The organism is Streptomyces sp. NPDC045778 (assembly GCF_056431945.1).
Genome location: NZ_JBWKJZ010000020.1, coordinates 30,331 through 50,147, shown reverse-complemented (window position 1 = coordinate 50,147; position 19,817 = coordinate 30,331). Strand labels below are relative to the sequence as shown.

The following is a 19,817-nucleotide window of genomic DNA, read 5'->3' as shown; positions in this document are numbered from 1 at the left end:
GATCTACGACGCGGCCGCGTCCGTCCTGTGGAAACGGCCTCTGTCGATGTCAGTCACGTCACGTAGGCTCATGGTCGAAGGGCGTACTACAAGACGCACCACCGATCCGGACCGGGGAGGGGGCCCACGTGCTCATCGACACGTATGGCCGCGTGGCCACCGATCTGCGGGTTTCACTGACCGACCGGTGCAATCTGCGGTGCACGTACTGCATGCCGGAGGAAGGCCTCCAGTGGCTGGCCAAGCCCGACCTGCTCACCGACGACGAGATCGTCCGTCTCGTCCGCATCGCCGTCACACGCCTCGGCATCGAGGAGATCCGCTTCACCGGCGGTGAGCCGCTGCTCCGCCCCGGCCTCGTCGGCATCGTCGAGCGCTGCGCCGCCCTGGAGCCGCGCCCCCGCATGTCCCTGACGACGAACGGCATCGGACTCAAGCGCACCGCGAAGGCCCTCAAGGCCGCGGGCCTCGACCGGGTCAACGTCTCCCTCGACACCCTGCGCCCGGACGTCTTCAAGACCCTCACCCGGCGCGACCGCCACCGCGACGTCCTCGAAGGCCTCGAAGCGGCCCGCGCCGCGGGCCTGACCCCCGTGAAGGTCAACACGGTCCTGATGCCGGGGCTGAACGACGACGAGGCCCCCGACCTCCTGGCCTGGGCCGTCGAGCACGACTACGAACTGCGTTTCATCGAGCAGATGCCCCTGGACGCCCAGCACGGCTGGAAGCGCGAGGGCATGATCACGGCCGGTGACATCCTGGCCTCGCTGCGCACCCGCTTCGACCTCACCGAGGAGGGCTCCGAGCAGCGCGGCTCCGCGCCCGCGGAGCGCTGGCTCGTCGACGGCGGCCCGCACCGCGTCGGCGTGATCGCCTCCGTCACGCGCCCCTTCTGCGCGGCCTGCGACCGCACCCGGCTCACCGCCGACGGACAGGTCCGCACCTGTCTGTTCGCCACGGAGGAGACCGACCTGCGCGCCGCCCTGCGCGCGCCGGAGAGTACGGACGACGAGATCGCCCGCATCTGGAAGCTCGCGATGTGGGGAAAGAAGGCGGGTTCGGGTCTGGACGACCCGTCGTTCCTCCAGCCCGAGCGCCCCATGTCGGCCATCGGCGGCTGACCCGCCGCGCGGGGCTAGGCCGCCGGGCCGCCCTCCGAGGCCTGCGCCGCGTCCCACTCCGGCAGCGTGACGACGTCCTTGAGGAAGCCCCGCACACCGAGGAACTGGGACAGGTGCTCGCGGTGCTCCTCGCAGGCCAGCCAGGTCTTGCGCCGCTCCGGGGTGTGCAGCTTGGGGTTGTTCCAGGCAAGCACCCACACGGCGGCCGTACGGCAGCCCTTGGCGGAGCAGATGGGGGTTTCGTCGGTCACGTGAGTCATCCCAAACAAGGCGACGCCGAGCAGCCACGGGGGGAGCTGCCCGGCGTCGGTCTGTCGCTCCGACGGGGGATGCGGAGCGCGTACGAAGTATGTCACGGCTAAGCGTCCGCCTGGCACTGGAACTGCATGATTGATCTGAGCTTTTCTTGAGCTTGGCGTAACGTCGTCGGTCAGCCCTGATCGCGTGACGGCGCCCGCGGTTCCTCGCGCACGGCCCCCGGCGGCTCCTCCGGGACGGGTTCCGCGCTCCGGTCGGCGGGCGAGGCGGCCGCGAGCATCGGCCGCGACGGCGCCGGTACGAACGTTGACGGAAGCGAAGGCGCGTTCTCCCGGCCGGCGTTGGCGATCACCACGGCGACGTACGGCAGCAGGATGCCGAGCACCAGCGCGACGAGCGCGACGTGCCGTTCGACGTTCCACAGCACCGCCGCGGCAATGACCGAAACAGTGCGGACGGACATCGAGATCACATAGCGCCGCTGCCGGCCCCGCACGTCGTCCGCGAGGCCCTGCCTGGCCCCTGTGATCCGGAAGACCTGCGCGTCGTTCTGCTTCCGCATCACATTCCACCGCCTGCCCGTTCGCGCCAGGCTCTCCCCGGCCTGGACCCTTCACACGTTACGCCGCACCCGCGCAGTCGCGTAGACCGGGTCCGGCCTCGCCTCCCTGTTCCGGCTGCGTCGCGCCACGTATGGAGCCGCCCGACATGCGCCGTACGGAGGATGGGCCGAAACTGAGCGTAATGCTCATGTCGAGCCGTCTGAGGAGGCAGCTATGGGCTGGTTGTGGGCGATCATCGTGGGCTTCGTGCTCGGTCTGCTCGCCAAGGCGATCCTGCCGGGGAAGCAGCACAGTCCGCTCTGGTTGACGACCGTCTTCGGAATCATCGGCGCGGTCCTCGGCAACTGGATGGCCGCGGGATTCGGCATCGACGAGACGAAGGGCATCGACTGGGGCCGGCACGCGCTCCAGCTCGTCGCGGCCGTCGTCGTCGTGGCGATCGGCGACATGCTCTACAAGGCCGTCAAGGGCGAGAGACGGACGACGTGACGCCTCGGCGGACACGCGTGAGGGGCCGGTCCGTGAGGACCGGCCCCTCAGGCATGTCACCGGGGTCGTGACCGGGGCCGAGGCCGTGACCGGGGCAGTCGCCCGTGACCGGGGTCAGCCGGTCGTGACCTCCACCGCCGCCAGGTTCTTCTTGCCCCGGCGCAGCACCAGCCAGCGCCCGTGCAGCAGGTCCTCGCGGGCCGGGACGGCGTCCTCGGACGCCACCTTCACGTTGTTCACGTAGGCGCCGCCCTCCTTGACCGTGCGGCGCGCGGCCGACTTGCTCGCCACCAGGCCGACCTCGGCGAGCAGGTCCACGACCGGGCCCAGCTCGGTGACCTGCGCGCGCGGCAGCTCGGAGAGCGCCGCGGCCAGCGTCGCCGCGTCCAGGTCGGCGAGGTCGCCCTGGCCGAAGAGCGCCTTCGACGCGGCGATCACGGCCGCGCACTGGTCGGCGCCGTGCACCAGGGTCGTCAGCTCCTCGGCGAGCGCGCGCTGCGCGGCCCGCGCCTGCGGGCGCTCCGCGGTCTGCTGCTCCAGGTCCTCCAGCTCCTCGCGGGTCCTGAAGGAGAGGATGCGCAGGTAGCGGGTGATGTCCCGGTCGTCCACGTTCAGCCAGAACTGGTAGAACGCGTACGGTGTCGTCATCTCCGGGTCGAGCCAGACGGCGCCGCCCTCGGTCTTGCCGAACTTGGTGCCGTCCGCCTTGGTCATCAGGGGCGTGGCGATGGCGTGCACCGCCGCCTCCGGCTCCAGGCGGTGGATCAGGTCGATGCCCGCCGTGAGGTTGCCCCACTGGTCGGAGCCGCCGGTCTGGAGCACGCAGCCGTGGCGCCGGTACAGCTCCAGGAAGTCCATGCCCTGGAGCAGCTGGTAGCTGAATTCGGTGTAGCTGATGCCCTCCTGGGACTCCAGGCGGCGGGCCACGGACTCCTTGGTGAGCATCTTGTTCACGCGGAAGTGCTTGCCGATGTCCCGCAGGAACTCGATCGCGGACATCCCCGCGGTCCAGTCCAGGTTGTTCACCATCATCGCGGCGTTCTCGCCCTCGAAGGACAGGAACGGCTCGATCTGCGCCCGCAGCCGGCCCACCCAGCCCGCGACCGTCTCCGGGTCGGTCAGGGTGCGCTCGGCCGTCGGGCGCGGGTCGCCGATCTGGCCCGTCGCGCCGCCCACCAGGGCCAGCGGGCGGTGGCCCGCGAGCTGGAGGCGGCGCACGGTCAGGACCTGCACCAGATGCCCGACGTGCAGGCTGGCCGCGGTCGGGTCGAAGCCGCAATAGAACGTGACGGGACCGTCCGCGAGCGCCTTGCGCAGTGCCTCTTCGTCGGTGGACTGGGAGAACAGTCCCCGCCACTTCAGCTCGTCGACGATGTCCGTCACAGGTCTCTTGTCTCCTCGGGAGTGAATGGGTACGCGCACCTCTGGGGTGCGGTCTACGAGGTTATACGCCCTGGCTGACCGAACTCATATTGAAATCCGGGACCCGCAGCGCGGGCATGGCCGCCCGGGTGAAGTAGTCGCCCCACTCACGCGGCAGGGTCTTCTCCGTCCGGCCCGCCTCGCCGGCCCGCGACAGCAGGTCCACGGGCGACTCGTTGAACCGGAAGTTGTTCACCTCGCCCACCACCTCGCCGTTCTCCACCAGGTACACGCCGTCCCTGGTCAGGCCCGTGAGCAGCAGCGTCGCCGGGTCGACCTCGCGGATGTACCACAGGCAGGTGAGGAGCAGGCCGCGCTCGGTGGCCGCCACCATCTCGTCCAGGGAGCGGTCGGAGCCGCCCTCCAGGACGAGGTTGTCGATCGCGGGGGCCACCGGCAGGCCGGTCAGGGCGGCGCTGTGCCGCGTGGTGATCAGGTGTTTCAGCTCACCGTCGCGCACCCAGTCGGTGGGGGTGAGCGGCAGGCCGTTGTCGAAGGCCGACGCGTCGTCGCCCGAGGCGTGCGCGAGCACGAAGGGCGCCGCCTCCAGGCCCGGCTCGTTCGGGTCGCTGCGCAGCGTCAGGGGCAGCGGCGTGAGCCGCTCGCCGACGCGGGTGCCGCCGCCCGGCTTGGAGAACACCGTGCGGCCCTCCGCCGCGTCCCGGGCCACCGACGACCACAGCTGGTAGATCAGCAGGTCGGCGACCGCGGTGGGGGGCAGCAGCGTCTCGTACCGCCCGGCGGGCAGCTCCACGCGCCGCCGCGCCCAGGCCAGGCGCTGGGCCAGCTCCTCGTCGAGCGCGGCCGGGTCGACGTCCTTGAAGTCGCGCGTGGCCCGGCCCGCCCAGGCCGAGCGGGTGCGGTCGGGCGACTTCGCGTTCAGCTCCAGGGTGCCGCTCGGCTGGTCGTGGCGCAGCCGCAGGCCCGTGGACGTGCCCAGGTAGCTGGTGGTCAGCTCGTGGTTGGCGAAGCCGTACAGCTCGCGGCCGCCGGCCCGGGCGCGGGCGAAGGCCTCGCCGAGGGCGGGCGCGAAGTCCGCGAAGACGGCCGAGGACGTCTCGGCGGGACCGTCCGTGAAGTCCGGGGCCGCAGGGGCGCCGGTCACCAGGGGCTGCGCGTCCTCGGCGGGCCCGGCCGCGCGGGCGGCGGCCTCGGCGGCCCGCACCAGCGGCTCCAGGTCGTCCGCGGTCACGGCCGAGCGCGAGACGACGCCGGACGCGGTGCCCTTGGCCCCGTCGACCGTGGCGATGACGGTGAGGGTGCGGCCCCGGGTGACGCCGTTGGTGGTCAGGGCGTTGCCCGCCCAGCGCAGGTTCGCCGTCGACTCCTCGTCGGCGATCACCACGCAGCCGTCGGCGGTGGACAGCTCCAGGGCCCGCTCGACGATCTCGTGCGGCTTGCTCGTACGACGGCTCATCGCCCGGCCTCCTGCGTGGTGTTGAGACTGTGCTTGCCCGGGGGGCGACCCCCGGGCTCCCAGCCGATTCCGTGGGTGCCGCAGTCGATCATCGCCCGGCCTCCTGCGTGGTGTTGAGGATGTTGACGCCCTGGAAGAGGGCGGAGGGGCAGCCGTGGGAGACCGCGGCGACCTGGCCCGGCTGGGCCTTGCCGCAGTTGAAGGCGCCGCCGAGGACGTACGTCTGCGGGCCGCCGACGGCCGTCATCGAGCCCCAGAAGTCGGTGGTGGTCGCCTGGTACGCGACGTCGCGCAGCTGCCCGGCGAGCCGCCCGTTCTCGATGCGGTAGAAGCGCTGGCCGGTGAACTGGAAGTTGTACCGCTGCATGTCGATGGACCACGACCGGTCGCCCACCACGTAGATGCCGCGCTCCACCCCGCTGATCAGGTCGTCCGTGGACAGACCCGCCGGATCCGGCTGGAGCGAGACGTTCGCCATGCGCTGCACCGGCACGTGCGCGGGGGAGTCCGCGTACGCGCAGCCGTTGGAGCGCTCGAAACCGGTGAGCCGGGCGATGCGCCGGTCCAGCTGGTAGCCGACGAGCGTGCCGTCCTTGACCAGGTCCCAGGACTGCGCGGCCACGCCCTCGTCGTCGTAGCCGATGGTGGCGAGGCCGTGCTCGGCCGTCCGGTCACCCGTGACGTTCATCAGGGACGAGCCGTACGTGAGCTTGCCGAGCTGGTCGAAGGTGGCGAAGGAGGTGCCCGCGTACGCCGCCTCGTAGCCGAGGGCGCGGTCCAGCTCGGTGGCGTGGCCGATGGACTCGTGGATCGTCAGCCACAGGTTGGAGGGGTCCACCACCAGGTCGTACAGGCCCGGCTCGACGCTCGGGGCGCGCATCTTCTCGGCCAGTTGCCCGGGGATCCGGGCCAGCTCGGCGTCCCAGTCCCAGCCCGTACCGGTCAGGTACTCCCAGCCACGGCCGGCCGGTGGCGCGATGGTCCGCATGGAGTCGAACTCACCGGTCGACTCGTCCACGGCGTGCGCCGTCAGCTGTGGGTGAAGCCGTACGCGCTGCTGTGTGGTGACCGTGCCCGCCGTGTCCGCGTAGAACTTGTTCTCGTGGACGGTGAGCAGGGAGGCGTCCACGTGCGCGACCCCGTCGGCGGCCAGCAGGCGCCCGCTCCAGTCCGCCAGCAGCCCCGTCTTCTCCTCGTCCGGCACCGAGAAGGGGTCGATCTCGTACGAGGAGACCCACGTCCGGTCCGCGTGCACCGGCTCGGCCGCAAGCTCCACCCGTTCGTCCGACCCGGCCGCCTTGATGACCTGCGCCGACAGCTTGGCCATCGCCACGGCCTGGGACGCGACACGCGCCGCGGCGTCCATGGTCAGATCCACGCCCGAGGCGAAGCCCCAGGTGCCGCCGTGCACCACCCGCACCGCGTACCCCAGGTCCGTGGTGTCGGAGGACGCGGCGGGCTTGGCGTCCCGCAGCCGCCAGGCGGCGCTGCGCACCCGCTCCAGGCGGAAGTCCGCGTGCTCGGCGCCGAGCGCCCGCGCGCGGGCGAGCGCCGCGTCGGCGAGGGCCCGCAACGGCAGCGCCAGGAATGACTGATCGATTTCATGGGGCACGGATGGGATTCCCTTCGAGTACGCTCCTGCGATTCCGATGACCGTCGTTGGCAGTGAATCACGTCTCACTGGCCGCATTCCTCGAAAATTCGTGCGGTCTGTCTCCTTGGCCTCGCCGCATGCGAAAGCCCTGGCGGGAGTGGGCTGGCGGGGCAGTAGGCTGACTCAGTTGAGTGGAGCGTCCTGCCGTTTTTAGTCGGTTTGTCGGGGCGTGCTGTTTGAGCGAGTGGACCGCAAGGGGGCCAGCTGAACATGGACGTCTTCGGTGTCCATCATGACCTCATCGAGGAGTACGAGGCATTCACGAGCTCCCTCGTCGCCGTGCGGGACTCGGAGATCGCCCAGCACCTCGCCGAGGAACGGAAGCGCAAGACCCGCTGGCCTGACCCCAAGCTCGCTCTCAATCCCACGTTCCGCCGTGCTGGCACTGTGGCGGACCTGTGCGCGGCCGGCACCCTCCACGACTTGTGCCGGGACTATTTCCGTCCCAAGGAGCACGAGGACGACCCGGGCACTCGCACCCTCACTCTCCACCAGCATCAGCTGGAGGCCATCACGCTCGCGGCTGGCGGCCACTCTTATGTGACGACTACCGGTACGGGCTCCGGTAAGAGCCTGACCTACATCGTGCCGATCGTGAACCACGTGCTGCGTCACCCGAACCCCGGTGGTATCTCGGCGATCGTCGTCTACCCCATGAACGCCTTGGCCAACAGTCAGCTCCACGAGCTGGAGCGTTATCTCCAGTGGGGTGTTCCGGAGAGCCGCCGCAAGGTGACTTTCGCCCGCTACACCGGGCAGGAGGACACCGAGCGGAAGCTGCAGGTACTTCGGAATAAACCGGATATTCTGCTCACCAACTACGTCATGCTGGAGTACCTCCTCACTCGCCCCGAGGAGCGGAAAGAGCTGATCGGTGCGGCCCGGGGCCTGCGTTTCCTCGCCCTCGATGAGCTGCATACCTACCGCGGGCGCCAGGGCGCCGACGTTGCCCTTCTCGTGCGCCGACTGCGGGACGCCTGCGAGGCACCGGACCTTCAGTGCATCGGCACGTCGGCGACGATGGCCACGGCCAGGACCTTCGCCGAAGCGCAGGAGGAGATCTCCGGCGTCGCCACGCGTCTGTTTGGGACGAGGATCCCGACACCCCATGTCATTGGCGAGACTCTGGAGCGTTCCACCGACCCTGGCCCCCATGCGGCGCCCGGAGTCCATCCCCGTGGTCCCCTCGCCGCCGCCGTTCTCCGAGCCGCCGCGTCCCCTGCCGATCTGCCGGCGGATTATGACGCCCTTAGCCGAGACCCCCTTGCTGTCTGGGTCGAGGACACCGTGGGACTGGCTATCGAGCAGTCCAGTGGGAAGCTCGTCCGGCGCCCGCCTCTCACGATTCCCCAGGCCGCCGACCTCCTGGCCGACTACAGCGGTGAGCCCGCCGAGACCTGCCACCAGGCCATCATGGCGATGCTGCGAGCCGGAGCGGAGGTCAAGCACCCGGAGCACCACAGGCCCCTGTTCGCCTTTCGCCTGCATCAGTTCCTGTCCAAGGGCGACACCGTTTACGTCAGCTTCGAGCCGCCCGGCCGCCGTCATCTGACCAGCCAGTACCAGGTCTCCGTCCCTGACCATCCGGACAAGCCGCTCGTGCCGCTGCACTTCTGCCGTGATTGCGGCAAGGAGTATCTGGTGGTCACCCGCCCCGCCAGGCACGACGGCGACGCCTTCGAGGCCCGTGAGGATCCTGACGCGCCGACCGCCGAAGGCGATGGCTTCCTGTATGTCAGCGACGATCTGCCCTGGCCCGACGCCCAGGACCAAGAGAAGGTACTCCGGCGACTGCCGGTCAGCTGGGTCGAGACGGACGACGAAGGCCAGTCGTCGATCATCAAGGCCCGGGCCGGAGACCTGCCTCAGGAAGTGTGGATCGGCCCCGACGGCCACATCACCGAGCCTGGCACCGGCCTGCGTGCCTGGTGGATCGCCGCTCCCTTTCGCTTCTGCCTACACTGCCGCACCTCGTACGAGCAGCTGCGGCTGAGGGACTTGGCCAAACTGGGCACCTTCTCCGCAGAGGGCCGCAGCTCCGCCGTCTCACTGATCAGCTCCCGGGTGGTGCGCTCTCTACGCGCGCAGCTAGACCTGAAGAAGAAGGCGCGCAAGCTCCTCACCTTCGTCGACAATCGACAGGACGCCAGCCTCCAGGCCGGTCATTTCAACGACTTCGCCCTTGTCACCCAGGTTCGCGGCGCCCTGTACCGTGCCTTGACCGTGGCCGGGGAGGTGGGACTTACTTATGACCGCTTGCCCCAGGCGGTGTTCGATGCCCTGGACCTGCCGATGGCGGCGTACGCCAAGGTGCCGACCGCCAAGTTCCATCAGCGGGACTTGGCTCACTCCGCGCTGCGCGATGTGCTTGCTTACCGCGTCTACTCCGACCTGGTACGCGGCTGGCGTGTCACCATGCCCAATCTGTCCCAGACCGGTCTGCTGCGCTTCGAGTACACCGACCTGGCCGAGATCGCCGCTGACCCTGAGTGCTGGGAAGGCTGCCACGCCCTGCTTTTCGGCGACACATCAGCTCACCGCGAACAGTTGGCTCGCGTCTTGCTCGACGAACTGCGCCGCTCTCTCGCCGTCGAGGTGGAGTGCCTCACGCAGGAGGGCTTCGACCGGCTCGACAGCGTCAGCCAGGCGCATCTCGTCACCCCGTGGGCCCTGTCCCAGCGTGAACCGCGCGTCCGCGCGGGCCTCGCGTACGCGGGGCCGGGGCGACCCGGGGCGGCACCTGAGGACGTGTATCTCAGTGGTCGCGGCGGCTACGGCCGTTACTTGCGGCGCACTGGTCAGTTCGCTGCCCTGCCCGGATGGGCCGGTAAGCGCATCCCGGTGGCCGACGCCGATGCGGTGATCCGGGACCTGATGCGTGTGCTGCGTGAGTGTGGCCTGCTCGCCGTCGTTCAGGAGGACCGCGACGGCTCCCTCAGCCATCAGATCCGTGCTTCCGCCTTGCGCTGGCTCCCCGGCGATGGCACGCGACCCGAACCCGACCCGGTGCGCAAGGTGACCGACGCGGGCGCGGACGTCCGCGTCAACCCGTACTTCCGCGACCTTTACCGGGACGGAGCCTCCGGCCTCACGGGCATCCGGGCGCACGAGCACACCGCACAGGTCGATACCCAGATCCGCCTCCTGCGCGAGAAGGCGTTCCGTGAGGGGAACCTGGAGGTCCTCTACTGCTCGCCCACGATGGAACTCGGCGTCGACATCGACCAGCTGAACGCGGTCGGCATGCGCAATGTCCCGCCCACCCCCGCCAACTACGCGCAGCGCTCCGGCCGTGCGGGCCGCGGTGGCCAGCCCGCGCTGGTCACCACGTACTGCTCCACGGGTTCCTCGCACGATCAGTACTACTTCCGCCGCCCGAGCCTCATGGTCTCCGGCAGCGTCACCCCGCCCCGCCTCGACCTCGCCAACGAGGAGCTGATCCGCTCCCACGTGCACTCCATCTGGCTGGCCGAGACGGGCGAGCACCTGGGCACGCGTCTCACCGACGTCCTGGACGCCGAGACACCGGGGGAGGATGGTCACTGGCCCCTTGATCTGCTGCCGCGACTGCGCGGCGCGCTGGACAGCGAGCCCGCCCGGCTGCGTGCGATCAACCGAGCCACCGAGATCCTCACCCCTCTTCACCACGAGCTGTCCGGCGCCTCCTGGTGGTATGACGGCTGGATCGAACGCACGGTACGGCAGGCAATGAGCAGCCTGGACACCGCCTGCGAGCGCTGGCGCCGTCTCTACCGCACCGCCCGCACCGAGGTCGAGCAGCAGCACCGCCGCGCCAACGACCTCTCGCTCAGCCGCCGGGACCGCGATGAGGCGGCCCGACGCCGTGCCGATGCCGAGAACCAGCTCAAGCTGTTGCGCAACGAGGCCGACAGCGATTCGTACAGCGACTTCTATACCTACCGCTACTTCGCCTCCGAAGGCTTCCTGCCCGGCTACTCCTTCCCCCGGCTGCCGCTCGCCGCCTACGTACCCGGCGAGCGCGCGGCCAGCAAATACGGGCAGCGCAATGGCGCGTATATCCAGCGCCCCCGCTTCATCGCGATCGGTGAGTTCGGGCCGGGCGCGCTCATCTACCACGAGGGCAACCGCTACGCCATCGACCGGGTGACGGTGCCGATGGGCGACCGTCCGGGGCAGGTGGCGACCAGCGACATACGGCTCTGCGAGGCCTGCGGCTACTGGCACGATCGGGCCGAGGGCGCCGACCGCTGCGAGAACTGCCACGTCCCGCTGCACCGCACCCTGCCGAAGCTGATGCAGCTCACCCAGGTCCATGCCGAACCGCGCCGCCGGATCTCCTCGGACGAGGAGGAGCGCCTCAAGCGCGGCTTCCGCCTGCGGACCGTCTACCGCTACGCCCCCGGCGGTGCGCACGAGGCCGAGGTACGCGGAGCCGACGGGACGCCGCTGGCCGAGGTCTCCTACGGGGACTCGGCGAGCGTGCGCGTCCTCAACCTCGGCTACCGCAAGCGCGACGGCGAGGACGGCTCGGGCTTCGGCTTCTGGCTGGACCCGATCAGCGGCAAGTGGCTCTCGGAGGGCCGGGCGGCCCGGATGCAGGAGGAATCGGTGGAGGAGGAGTCGCTGGCCTCCTTCGACCAGGCGCAGCGCACGTTGCAGGTAATCCCTTACGCCCAGGACACCAAGAACATCGCGGTGCTGAGGTTCGCCGACGAGGTGAACGAGAGCACCGCGATCTCCCTGCGCTATGCCCTGGAGCGTGGCATCGAGGCATGTTTCCAGCTGGAGGACTCCGAGCTGGAGAGCCAGGACCTGCCGGATGCCGACCGACGCGGCCGGATGCTCTTCGTCGAGAGCGCGGAGGGTGGCGCGGGTGTGCTGCGTCGGCTGCACGACGAGGAGGAAGCCCTCGCCGACGTGGCGAAGGAAGCTCTGCGGATCATCCACTACGACGAGGACGGCAAGGACCTCGACCGGGCGGAGGGCGCGCCCGAGCGCTGCGAGCTCGGCTGCTACGACTGTCTGCTCTCGTACGCCAACCAGGGATTCCACAAGCGGATCGACCGACACCGCGCCGCCCCGCTGCTGGTGGCGCTGGCCAAGGCGCGTACCCAAGGCGGTTCCCGTGCGTCGCAGGCATCGGTCGCGTCCGCCGCTCGGCTTCGGGAGGCTCAAGAGCGGACCGCACCGGACACGCCGGTCGAGTCGTTCCTGCGGCTCCTGGCCGATGACGGGCACCGTCTCCCCGACGAGACGGCGACCGACGTCGCCGACGTCGTGTACCACCTCCCCGGCGGCGATGTCGCCGTGTACCTGGAGTACGACGGTGCCCGCCGTCTCACCGAACAGGACGAGTATCGGATGATGGACGACGGCTGGCTCGTGATCAGGGCCGGAGCCGAACCCGACTGGAAGGACACCGTGCGCGCATACCCGGACGTCTTCGGAATGGGCCGTGATCACCGAGGAGGGGCCCGATGACGACCGCCACCGGCCACGCCCCCGGCACCCTTGTCCGTGCCCGGAACCGCGACTGGGTCGTCCTGCCCGACACCACTGAGGACGTGGTCATCGCTCAACCTCTGGACGGCGACCGGGAGTTCGTCGCCGCTCTGTTCCCGGACGAGATCGGCGAGCCGGGCTTCGGCCGCCCGCAGCCCGTGCCCGGCGAGGCCGGCGACTTCGCCTCCGCCTCACTGCTGCGTACCGCCTTGCGTATCGCCTCCACGGCGGGCGCGGGTCCTTTCCGCTCCCTGGCAGGTGTCGCCGTACAGCCCCGCCAATATCAGCTGGTGCCGTTGATGATGGCGCTGCGCATGGACCCCGTGCGCCTCCTGATCGGTGACGACGTCGGTATCGGCAAGACCGTCGAGTCCGCGTTGATCGCGCGAGAGCTCATGGAGCAGGGCTCTGCCAGGAACATGGCTGTGTTGTGCTCGCCCGCCCTCGCTGAGCAGTGGCAGCGCGAGTTGCGCGACAAGTTCGGCATGGACGCCGAACTAGTGCTGCCGTCCACGGCCGGGCGCTTGCAGAACGCGGTCGGCGATTCCAAGCGGTCCATCTTCGACCACTATCGGGTCACGGTCGTCTCGACCGACTTCATCAAGCAGGACGAGCGCCGCGACGCGTTCCGCCGCCACTGCCCCGATCTGCTCATCGTGGACGAGGCGCACACTTGCGTGGGCACGGGGGGCAACGAGCAGCAGAAACGGTACGAGCTGCTTTCGGCTGTTGCCGACCGGAGCGATCCAGCCGGTCGTGACCGTCACCTCATCTTGGTCACCGCCACCCCTCACAGCGGCGACCCCCAGGCCTTCTCCAAGCTCACCGGCCTGCTCGACCCCTCCCTGAGCACGCTGGACACCACCCGATCCGTCGACCGCGACAAGCTGGCCCGGCATTTCGTGCAGCGCCGACGCCACGATCTGAAGCGCTACATGTTGAGGGACCGACTGATCGAGGAGACGCCCTTTCCCGAGGACCGCGACACTCAGGACGCCCTCTACCGGCTGGACCCGGACTACGCCCGTTTCGTCGCCGATGTCCTCGCCTTCACGCGCGCGCAGGTCGGTGGCGAGCGCCCGCACATGTCCTGGTGGACGGCGCTCACTCTGCTGCGCTGTGTCCTGTCGTCGCCCGCCGCGGCCGTCGCGACCCTGCGCTCCCGATCATTGATCGCCGCCGGTCTCAGCCGGGCCGAGGCCGAGAAACTGGCCCGGGCCGCCGCTCTTGAACTCACCGATGAGGAGACCACGGAAGGCGTGGACCTGGTGCCCGGGGCTCTCCCGGCGGACCTCGACGAGCTCGCGAAGTCCACGACGGGGCGCGCTGACGAGGTCAAAGCTCTCACCGCCTTCGCGGACCGGGCGGAGGCCCTCGCGGGCCCCGAGACCGACGCCAAGCTGCGTCTCCTCGTCGATCGGGTCAAGCGGCAGCTGGCCGACGGCTATGACCCGATCGTCTTCTGCCACTACATCCCCACCGCCGAGTACGTCGCCCATCACCTCAAGGAGGAGTTGGGGCGCAGCGCCAGCGTGGAGGCGGTCACGGGCGCCCTCCACCCGGACGCTCGCCGGGCTCGCGTCGACGAACTCACCGCTCGGCGCGGCCGCCACATCCTGGTCGCCACTGACTGCCTCTCCGAGGGCATCAACCTCCAGGACCACTTCCACGCTGTCATCCACTACGACCTGTCCTGGAACCCGACCCGCCACCTTCAGCGCGCCGGCCGCGTCGACCGGTTCGGGCAGAAGCGCCGCCGCGTCCGCGAGATCACCGTCTATGACACGGACACCGGCATCGACGGCCTCGTCCTGAAGGTTCTCATCCAGAAGCACAAGGACATCGCCGACCAGACCGGCGTGGCCGTCCTGGTTCCCGACCAGGGACAGGGCGTCCTCGAAGCCCTCGCCAACGCCCTGCTGCTACGAGGCAAGCAGAGTGAGGGCCAGATCGCCTTCGACTTCGAGGGCGACCCGGATTTCGGCCGCGCACGCGAAGCTCTTCACAAGGAGTGGGAGTCGGCTGCCGAACGCGAGTCGAAGGTGCTCACCAAGTTCGCCCATTCCGGCCTGCGCCCCGAAGAGGTGGAGGCCGAACTCGCCGCGCTGCGGCAGGCACTCGGCGAGCCTGGGGACATCGCCGCGTTCGCCCGCGAGGCCTTGGCCCAGCTGGGCGCCCAGCCGACCGGCGACGCCCGCGACCGCGGCTTCAAGGCCCCCGTCGATCCGCTTCCGACAGGTCTGCGCCACGCCCTCGGGTTCTACGAGGACATCGACCAGACCACGGCGCCCGGAGGAGCGCCCAAGGCGAAGCCTCGAGGCCGCTCCCGCGCAGCGGCTCGCGAACTGGTCTTCCGCGAGGACCTCCCTGTCGCCCGCGGCGAGCACGCCCTCTTCCGCACCGATCCCGCCGTACGCACCCTGGCCCGCTACCTCCTCGACGCGGCTGTCGACACCAGCCTGCCGCCCGAAGCACGCCCGGCCCGGCGCCTCGGTGTGATCCGCACCACCGCCGTGGACCGTCGCACGGTGCTGTTGCTCGCCCGCTACCGCTTCCGCCTCGAACTGCCTCCCCGTACGTCCGGCGACAAGTCGCGTGTCCTGATCGCCGACGACGCCCAGATCCTCGCCTGGCGCACCGCCGACGACGGCGGCCGCGTCTGGCTCTCGGACGAGGAGACCGCCGCCCTGCTCGCCGCCACCCCCGACGTCAACACCCTGCCCGCGCTGCGTGACCAGCAGGCGGCCCGCGCGACCGCGGAGCTGGACGACGAGACGATCCGCAGCCACCTCACGGACCGGGGGCGGCTCCTCGCCGAGCGTCTGCGCGACGCCCACCAGCGGGTCCGCGAGGCCGCCGGCCAGCGCGGCCGGGAGCGAGGCGCCGCCGCCGCACGGCGTATCGACGTCCAGCCGTCCGGCGACCCCGACCTGCTCGGTGTGTACGTGTACCTGAATGTCCCGGCTGCCCAGCAGCCCGCCTCCGGAGGAGCCCGGTGACCGCCCTCGCCCCCGACCGCCTCCCCGCCTCCGCAGCTGTTCGTGTCGAGGGTGGTCTCCTCTCCGCGGATCTCCTCACCAAGATCCGCTCGGGCGACCGTGAACTGCCCGGCAGCGCGCCCGCGGATTACGGCCTCGGACGGGGTGTACGCATCGAGGACGCTGCCAGCCGCAAGTGGAACGGGCTGCGGGCGGCGTACAGCGCGTTCCAGGAGGAACTGAAGGAGCTGGAGGGGAAGGCGGATCCGCGCAAGGCGACTCAGGTCTGGCTCCTCACGCTTCTGGAGGAACTGGGCTACGGCCGTCTCGCCCCCGCCCGGGGCGGCATCCAGGTACCCGGCCGCGACCCCTACAAGGTCAGCCACCAATGGCAGGACCACCTGCCCGTGCACCTGCTCGGCTGGACGACCCCGCTGGACCGCTTGTCGGCTGGCAGCTCCCGGGCGCCGCAGCCGATGATGCAGGAGTTGCTGAACGCCTCCCCCGACCACCTGTGGGGCATCCTCTCGAACGGCAGGCTGCTCCGCCTGCTGCGTGACTCGACGGCGCTCGTCGGCTCGGCGTACGTCGAGTTCGACCTTGAGGCGATCTTCGGAGGCGGTAACTTCTCCGACTTCCTGCTGATGTACGCGCTGCTGCACGCGTCCCGCCTTGAGCTGGTGCCCAAGCCGGAGAAGACGCGGCGAGGGGCGGCGGTCGCCGAGGAGGACGAGGACGAAGCAGGGGAGGAGGTCGACGACTACACGGCGCCCGACGACATCCCGCTCACTCCGGTGGACTGCCGTCTGGAGTGGTGGCGCGACTACGCGATCGAGACGGGCATCCGGTCCCGCAACCTGCTGCGCGACCAGGTGAAGAAGGCCCTGGGAGTGCTCGGCACCGGCTTCCTCCAGCACAATCCCTCCCTGTCCGACGCGATCACCGCCGGTGGCCGCCGGGCCCTCGACGACTTCCACCACGAACTCCTGCGCCTCGCCTACCAGTTGATCTTCCTCTTCGTGGCCGAGGACCGCGACGCCCTTCTCGTACGTCTCCCTGTCAAGGCCACGAAAGCCGAGAAGCAGGCCAACAAAGCGGCTCGTGACCGTTACACCCAGTACTTCTCGGCCGCCCGCCTGCGCCGCATCGCCTCGCGGCGCAAGGGCGACCACCACACCGACCTGTGGCAGGGCCTCGTGCGCGTGCTCGACGCGCTGGGCCGCGACGGCGGTGAGCCCGCCCTTGCGCTGCCCGGGTTGGGCGGCCTCTACTACGTCCCCGAGCCGAACGAGATCGACCAGGACGCGCCGACCACTCTCCTGCCGGGTGGCCCCGAGCCGCTGCGCGCGGCGAAGCTGCCCAACGAGCAGCTCCTTGAGGCTGTGCGGCTGTTGTCCCGCATCAAGGACAAGGGGCACGTCACCCGGGTCGACTACCGTCACCTGGGCGCGGAGGAACTGGGCAGCGTGTACGAGTCGCTCCTTGAGCTCGTCCCGACGCGGGAGGCGGGCAACGAGGTCTTCGAGCTCAAGGACCTCGTCGCGGGCAACAAGCGCAAGCTGACCGGCTCGTACTACACCCCGGTGTCCCTGATCGAGAAGCTGCTGGACAACGCGCTGGACCCCGTCATAAAGCGCTATGAGGCGTCAGGCATTCCGGACCATCTGCTGCGTATCAACTTCGTCGACCCCTCCTGTGGCTCGGGGCATGTCCTGGTGGCGGCGGCCCGGCGCATCGCGCTGAGGTACGCGCGGATGGTGCACGACGAGGACCACCCGGCCCCGGAGCACGTCCGCGCCGCGATGGCGAAGGTCGTACGCAAGTGTGTCCACGGTGTCGACATCAACCCCCTCGCCGCCGAGCTCGCCAAGGTGTCCTTGTGGCTGGAGTCGCTGACCCCCGGTGAGCCCTTGGCCTACCTGGACGACCGCATCAAGGTGGGCAACGCCCTCCTGGGAGCAACCCCGGCCGCACTGGAGAAGGGCATCCCGGACGGGGCGTTCGAGAAGCTGGAGGGCGACCAGCAGGCGATCGTCACCTCACTGCGCAAGCAGAACGAGAAGGAGCGCGGTCGCCAGCAGGCCATCGAGCTGGGCCGGGCCCCGGTGGTCCGCCAGAGCACGGTGTCGGTCCGTATGGAGGCCGAGAAGCTCGCCAAGGCGGCCGACCACAGCCTCGCCGAGGTGCGCGAACACGCCAAGATGCACCGGGAGTTCGAGAAGCGCCCTGAGCTGAAACGCATGAAGCGGGTCGCGGACGTCTGGTGTGCGGCCTTCCTGTGGTCCAAGCGCGATGACGCGCCGGCGGCGATCACGACGAACGTGTTGCGGGACGTTGAGGCAGGCAGGCCCCTGGACTCTGAGGACGCCGAGCGCATTCTCGCGGACATCGTCCGTCGCAACCAGTTCTTCCATTGGCACCTGGAGTTTCCCCGTGTCTTCCGCGTGGAGGACCCGGAGGCTCCCGACGCCAACCCGGACACGGGCTGGCAGGGGGGCTTCGACGCGGTCCTTGGCAACCCGCCGTGGGAACGGGTCAAGATCCAGAAGAAGGAGTGGTTCGCGGCGCGTGACGAGGACATTGCCGCTGCGGCCACGGCCAGTATCCGTGACCGGATGATCGAGGCCCTGGCCACCAGCGTGGACGAGCAGGGCCGCCCCAACGAGGGCGACCGCGCGCTCTACGCGGAGTACCAGTTCGCTCAGCGGGAGTCCAAGGGTCAGGTCGCCATGTACCGGAAGTCGGGCCTGTTTCCGAAGACCGGCTTCGGTGACGTGAACACGTACGCGGTGTTCGCGGAGAAGGCGCGGCAGCTGATTGGGCCGGAGGGGATGGCGGGGCTGGTTCTGCCTACTGGGATCGCTACGGATAAGACGACGGCGCCGTTCTTTGCGGATTTGGTTGAGCAGCGGCAGATGGTTGCTGTGCTGGATCTTGAGAATGAGGAGAAGCTGTTTCGGGCGGTTCACAATCAGTACCGCTTCAGTCTGTTCACCATGGCTGGCCGTGAGCTTGCCGAGCAGTACCCGGAGGTGCGACTTGCGTTTCGAGCGCGCCGCCCGGACCAATTGGATCTGCGAGAGTTCACGTTGGACGAAGACGGGTTTGCGCGGATCAACCCCAACACGCGGACGGCTCCGGTTTGTGAGAGTCGGGAACACTTGAAGGTGCTGGAGAAACTCCACGACAAGCCGCTACTCCGGCGCCGTGTCAGTGGCGGTCCGGCGGACCCTTGGAAGCTTGGCCAGGCACCCTTCATGCGCATGTTCGACATGGCGACAGCGTCGAAGCGCTTCCAGTCGGCGGACACGCTCGTGGCCCATGGCGGGAAGCGTGAAGGCACTGTCATCGTGAACGACGGTGTGCGGTACCTGCCCCTGTACGAGGGGAAGTTCCTGCACCAGTTCGACAGTCGCTTCGCTACGTACGAGAACGCCACCGAGGCTCAGATCAACAAGGGCACCTTGCCCAGGCTCGGCACGGAACAGCACCAGGACCCGCATGCCGTTCCTCTCCCTCGCCATTGGGTGGCGGAGGACGAGACCGAGGACCGGCTGGCTGAGGACAGGTCCATTCCGCGCAAGGCGTGGCCTCATGGATGGCTCATCGGTTGGCGGGATGTCTGCCGAGCGGTTGATGAGCGAACGGTTATCGCGTCTGTCATGCCGCGAACGGCGGTCGGCCACACTGAGCCTGTGCTGATGCCTATGAACGTGGATCAGCCGTTGTACGCCCTGCTGGCGAACCTCTCTACCTTCTCTCTGGACTTCGCGGCTCGTCAGAAGATGCAAGGAGCGCACCTGACGTACACCTACATGGAGCAGCTCCCGATCCTGCCTCCCGCCGCGTACGACCTATCCACCCCTTGGACCCAAGGCGCCCCCCTCGCCGACTGGATCCGTCCGCGAGTCCTCGAACTCACCTACACCTCCTATGAGATGGCCCCCTGGGCGAAGTGCCTCGGCGACGACGGCCCGCCCTTCGTCTGGAACGAGGAGCGCCGCTTCCTGATCCGCGCCGAGCTGGACGCCGCGTACTTCCACCTCTACGGGATCGAGCGAGCGGACGTGGACCTGGTCCTGGACAGCTTCCGGGCGTTCCGGAACAAGCAGCCGACACTGTTCGAGGACACCCGGAACGAGATCGTCCGCGTCTACGAGGCGATGGCGGAGGGGCGGCCGTTCACGCACCCCTCCCTCACCCCGCCCCCCGCGCAGGGCGACCGCCATCCCCCGGGCACGAGCCCGCTCACCCGCGCCCGGCCGTCCGGAGGTCCGCCGCACCGCCCGATGACACCGGCCAAGAAGAAGCGTCGCGGCAAGTCGGCCCCCGACCAGCTGACCGGCGGTCTCTTCGGCCTGGACGAGGTCGACGGCGTCGACATACAACTCGACCTGCTCAACATGTTTGGCGAGGACGAGAAGAGCTGAG

At 69.4% G+C, this 19,817-nt stretch carries 10 protein-coding genes; 5 read left to right on the top strand and 5 right to left on the bottom strand.

All coding sequences use genetic code 11. The annotated features are described in order from the left end of the window. Positions 1 to 128: 128 nt before the first annotated feature. Positions 129 to 1,121 carry a GTP 3',8-cyclase MoaA gene (gene moaA / locus AC07GB_RS24600; RefSeq protein WP_478848881.1) on the top strand — a complete coding sequence of 331 codons (993 nt, stop codon included), beginning with the start codon at positions 129 to 131 and terminating at the stop codon, positions 1,119 to 1,121. Positions 1,122 to 1,135: 14 nt separating this feature from the next. Here moaA and AC07GB_RS24595 read toward each other — a convergent pair whose 3' ends face one another. Next, the gene (locus AC07GB_RS24595) at positions 1,136 to 1,372 is read right to left on the bottom strand and encodes a hypothetical protein (RefSeq protein WP_478848879.1); all 237 of its coding nucleotides are present in this window, start codon (positions 1,370 to 1,372) and stop codon (positions 1,136 to 1,138) included. Between the two features lie 179 nt (positions 1,373 to 1,551). Then, positions 1,552 to 1,941 (bottom strand): DUF3099 domain-containing protein, encoded by a 390-nt coding sequence (locus tag AC07GB_RS24590; RefSeq protein ID WP_478848877.1) that lies wholly within the window; start codon positions 1,939 to 1,941, stop codon positions 1,552 to 1,554. Between the two features lie 214 nt (positions 1,942 to 2,155). On the opposite strand from AC07GB_RS24590, the gene AC07GB_RS24585 reads away from it, so the two are divergent. Further along, the gene (locus tag AC07GB_RS24585; protein ID WP_478848875.1) at positions 2,156 to 2,431 is read left to right on the top strand and encodes a GlsB/YeaQ/YmgE family stress response membrane protein; all 276 of its coding nucleotides are present in this window, start codon (positions 2,156 to 2,158) and stop codon (positions 2,429 to 2,431) included. 114 nt (positions 2,432 to 2,545) lie between these two features. Here AC07GB_RS24585 and tyrS read toward each other — a convergent pair whose 3' ends face one another. The 3 genes from tyrS to AC07GB_RS24570 all read right to left on the bottom strand — a co-directional run bounded on the left by tyrS (position 2,546) and on the right by AC07GB_RS24570 (position 6,882). After that, complete coding sequence (gene tyrS / locus AC07GB_RS24580; protein ID WP_478848873.1) at positions 2,546 to 3,814, bottom strand: tyrosine--tRNA ligase; 1,269 nt, start codon at positions 3,812 to 3,814, stop codon at positions 2,546 to 2,548. Positions 3,815 to 3,875: 61 nt separating this feature from the next. Then, entirely contained in the window at positions 3,876 to 5,270 is a 1,395-nt protein-coding gene (locus AC07GB_RS24575; protein WP_478848871.1) for a metallopeptidase TldD-related protein, read from the bottom strand. An 88-nt stretch (positions 5,271 to 5,358) separates the two neighbouring features. Next, positions 5,359 to 6,882, bottom strand: coding sequence for a TldD/PmbA family protein (locus tag AC07GB_RS24570; RefSeq protein WP_478848869.1), 1,524 nt, complete (start codon positions 6,880 to 6,882; stop codon positions 5,359 to 5,361). Between the two features lie 252 nt (positions 6,883 to 7,134). Between AC07GB_RS24570 and AC07GB_RS24565 the strand changes: the two genes are divergently transcribed. The 3 genes from AC07GB_RS24565 to AC07GB_RS24555 are packed head-to-tail and all read left to right on the top strand — an operon-like array spanning position 7,135 to position 19,816. After that, the gene (locus AC07GB_RS24565; RefSeq protein WP_478848867.1) at positions 7,135 to 12,387 is read left to right on the top strand and encodes a DEAD/DEAH box helicase; all 5,253 of its coding nucleotides are present in this window, start codon (positions 7,135 to 7,137) and stop codon (positions 12,385 to 12,387) included. Then, complete coding sequence (locus AC07GB_RS24560) at positions 12,384 to 15,407, top strand: helicase-related protein (RefSeq protein WP_478848865.1); 3,024 nt, start codon at positions 12,384 to 12,386, stop codon at positions 15,405 to 15,407. The genes AC07GB_RS24565 and AC07GB_RS24560 overlap by 4 nt, the downstream gene beginning before the upstream one ends. Continuing rightward, complete coding sequence (locus tag AC07GB_RS24555; RefSeq protein ID WP_478848863.1) at positions 15,404 to 19,816, top strand: Eco57I restriction-modification methylase domain-containing protein; 4,413 nt, start codon at positions 15,404 to 15,406, stop codon at positions 19,814 to 19,816. Before AC07GB_RS24560 ends, AC07GB_RS24555 begins: the two co-directional genes overlap by 4 nt. Position 19,817 lies beyond the last annotated feature (1 nt).

Excerpts from the sequence above, each read along its gene's own strand:
- AC07GB_RS24590 (WP_478848877.1), bottom strand. The coding sequence starts at position 1,941 with ATGCGGAAGCAGAACGACGCGCAGGTCTTCCGGATCACAGGGGCCAGG.
- AC07GB_RS24585 (WP_478848875.1), top strand. The coding sequence starts at position 2,156 with ATGGGCTGGTTGTGGGCGATCATCGTGGGCTTCGTGCTCGGTCTGCTC.
- AC07GB_RS24575 (WP_478848871.1), bottom strand. The coding sequence starts at position 5,270 with ATGAGCCGTCGTACGAGCAAGCCGCACGAGATCGTCGAGCGGGCCCTG.
- AC07GB_RS24565 (WP_478848867.1), top strand. The coding sequence starts at position 7,135 with ATGGACGTCTTCGGTGTCCATCATGACCTCATCGAGGAGTACGAGGCA.
- AC07GB_RS24560 (WP_478848865.1), top strand. The coding sequence starts at position 12,384 with ATGACGACCGCCACCGGCCACGCCCCCGGCACCCTTGTCCGTGCCCGG.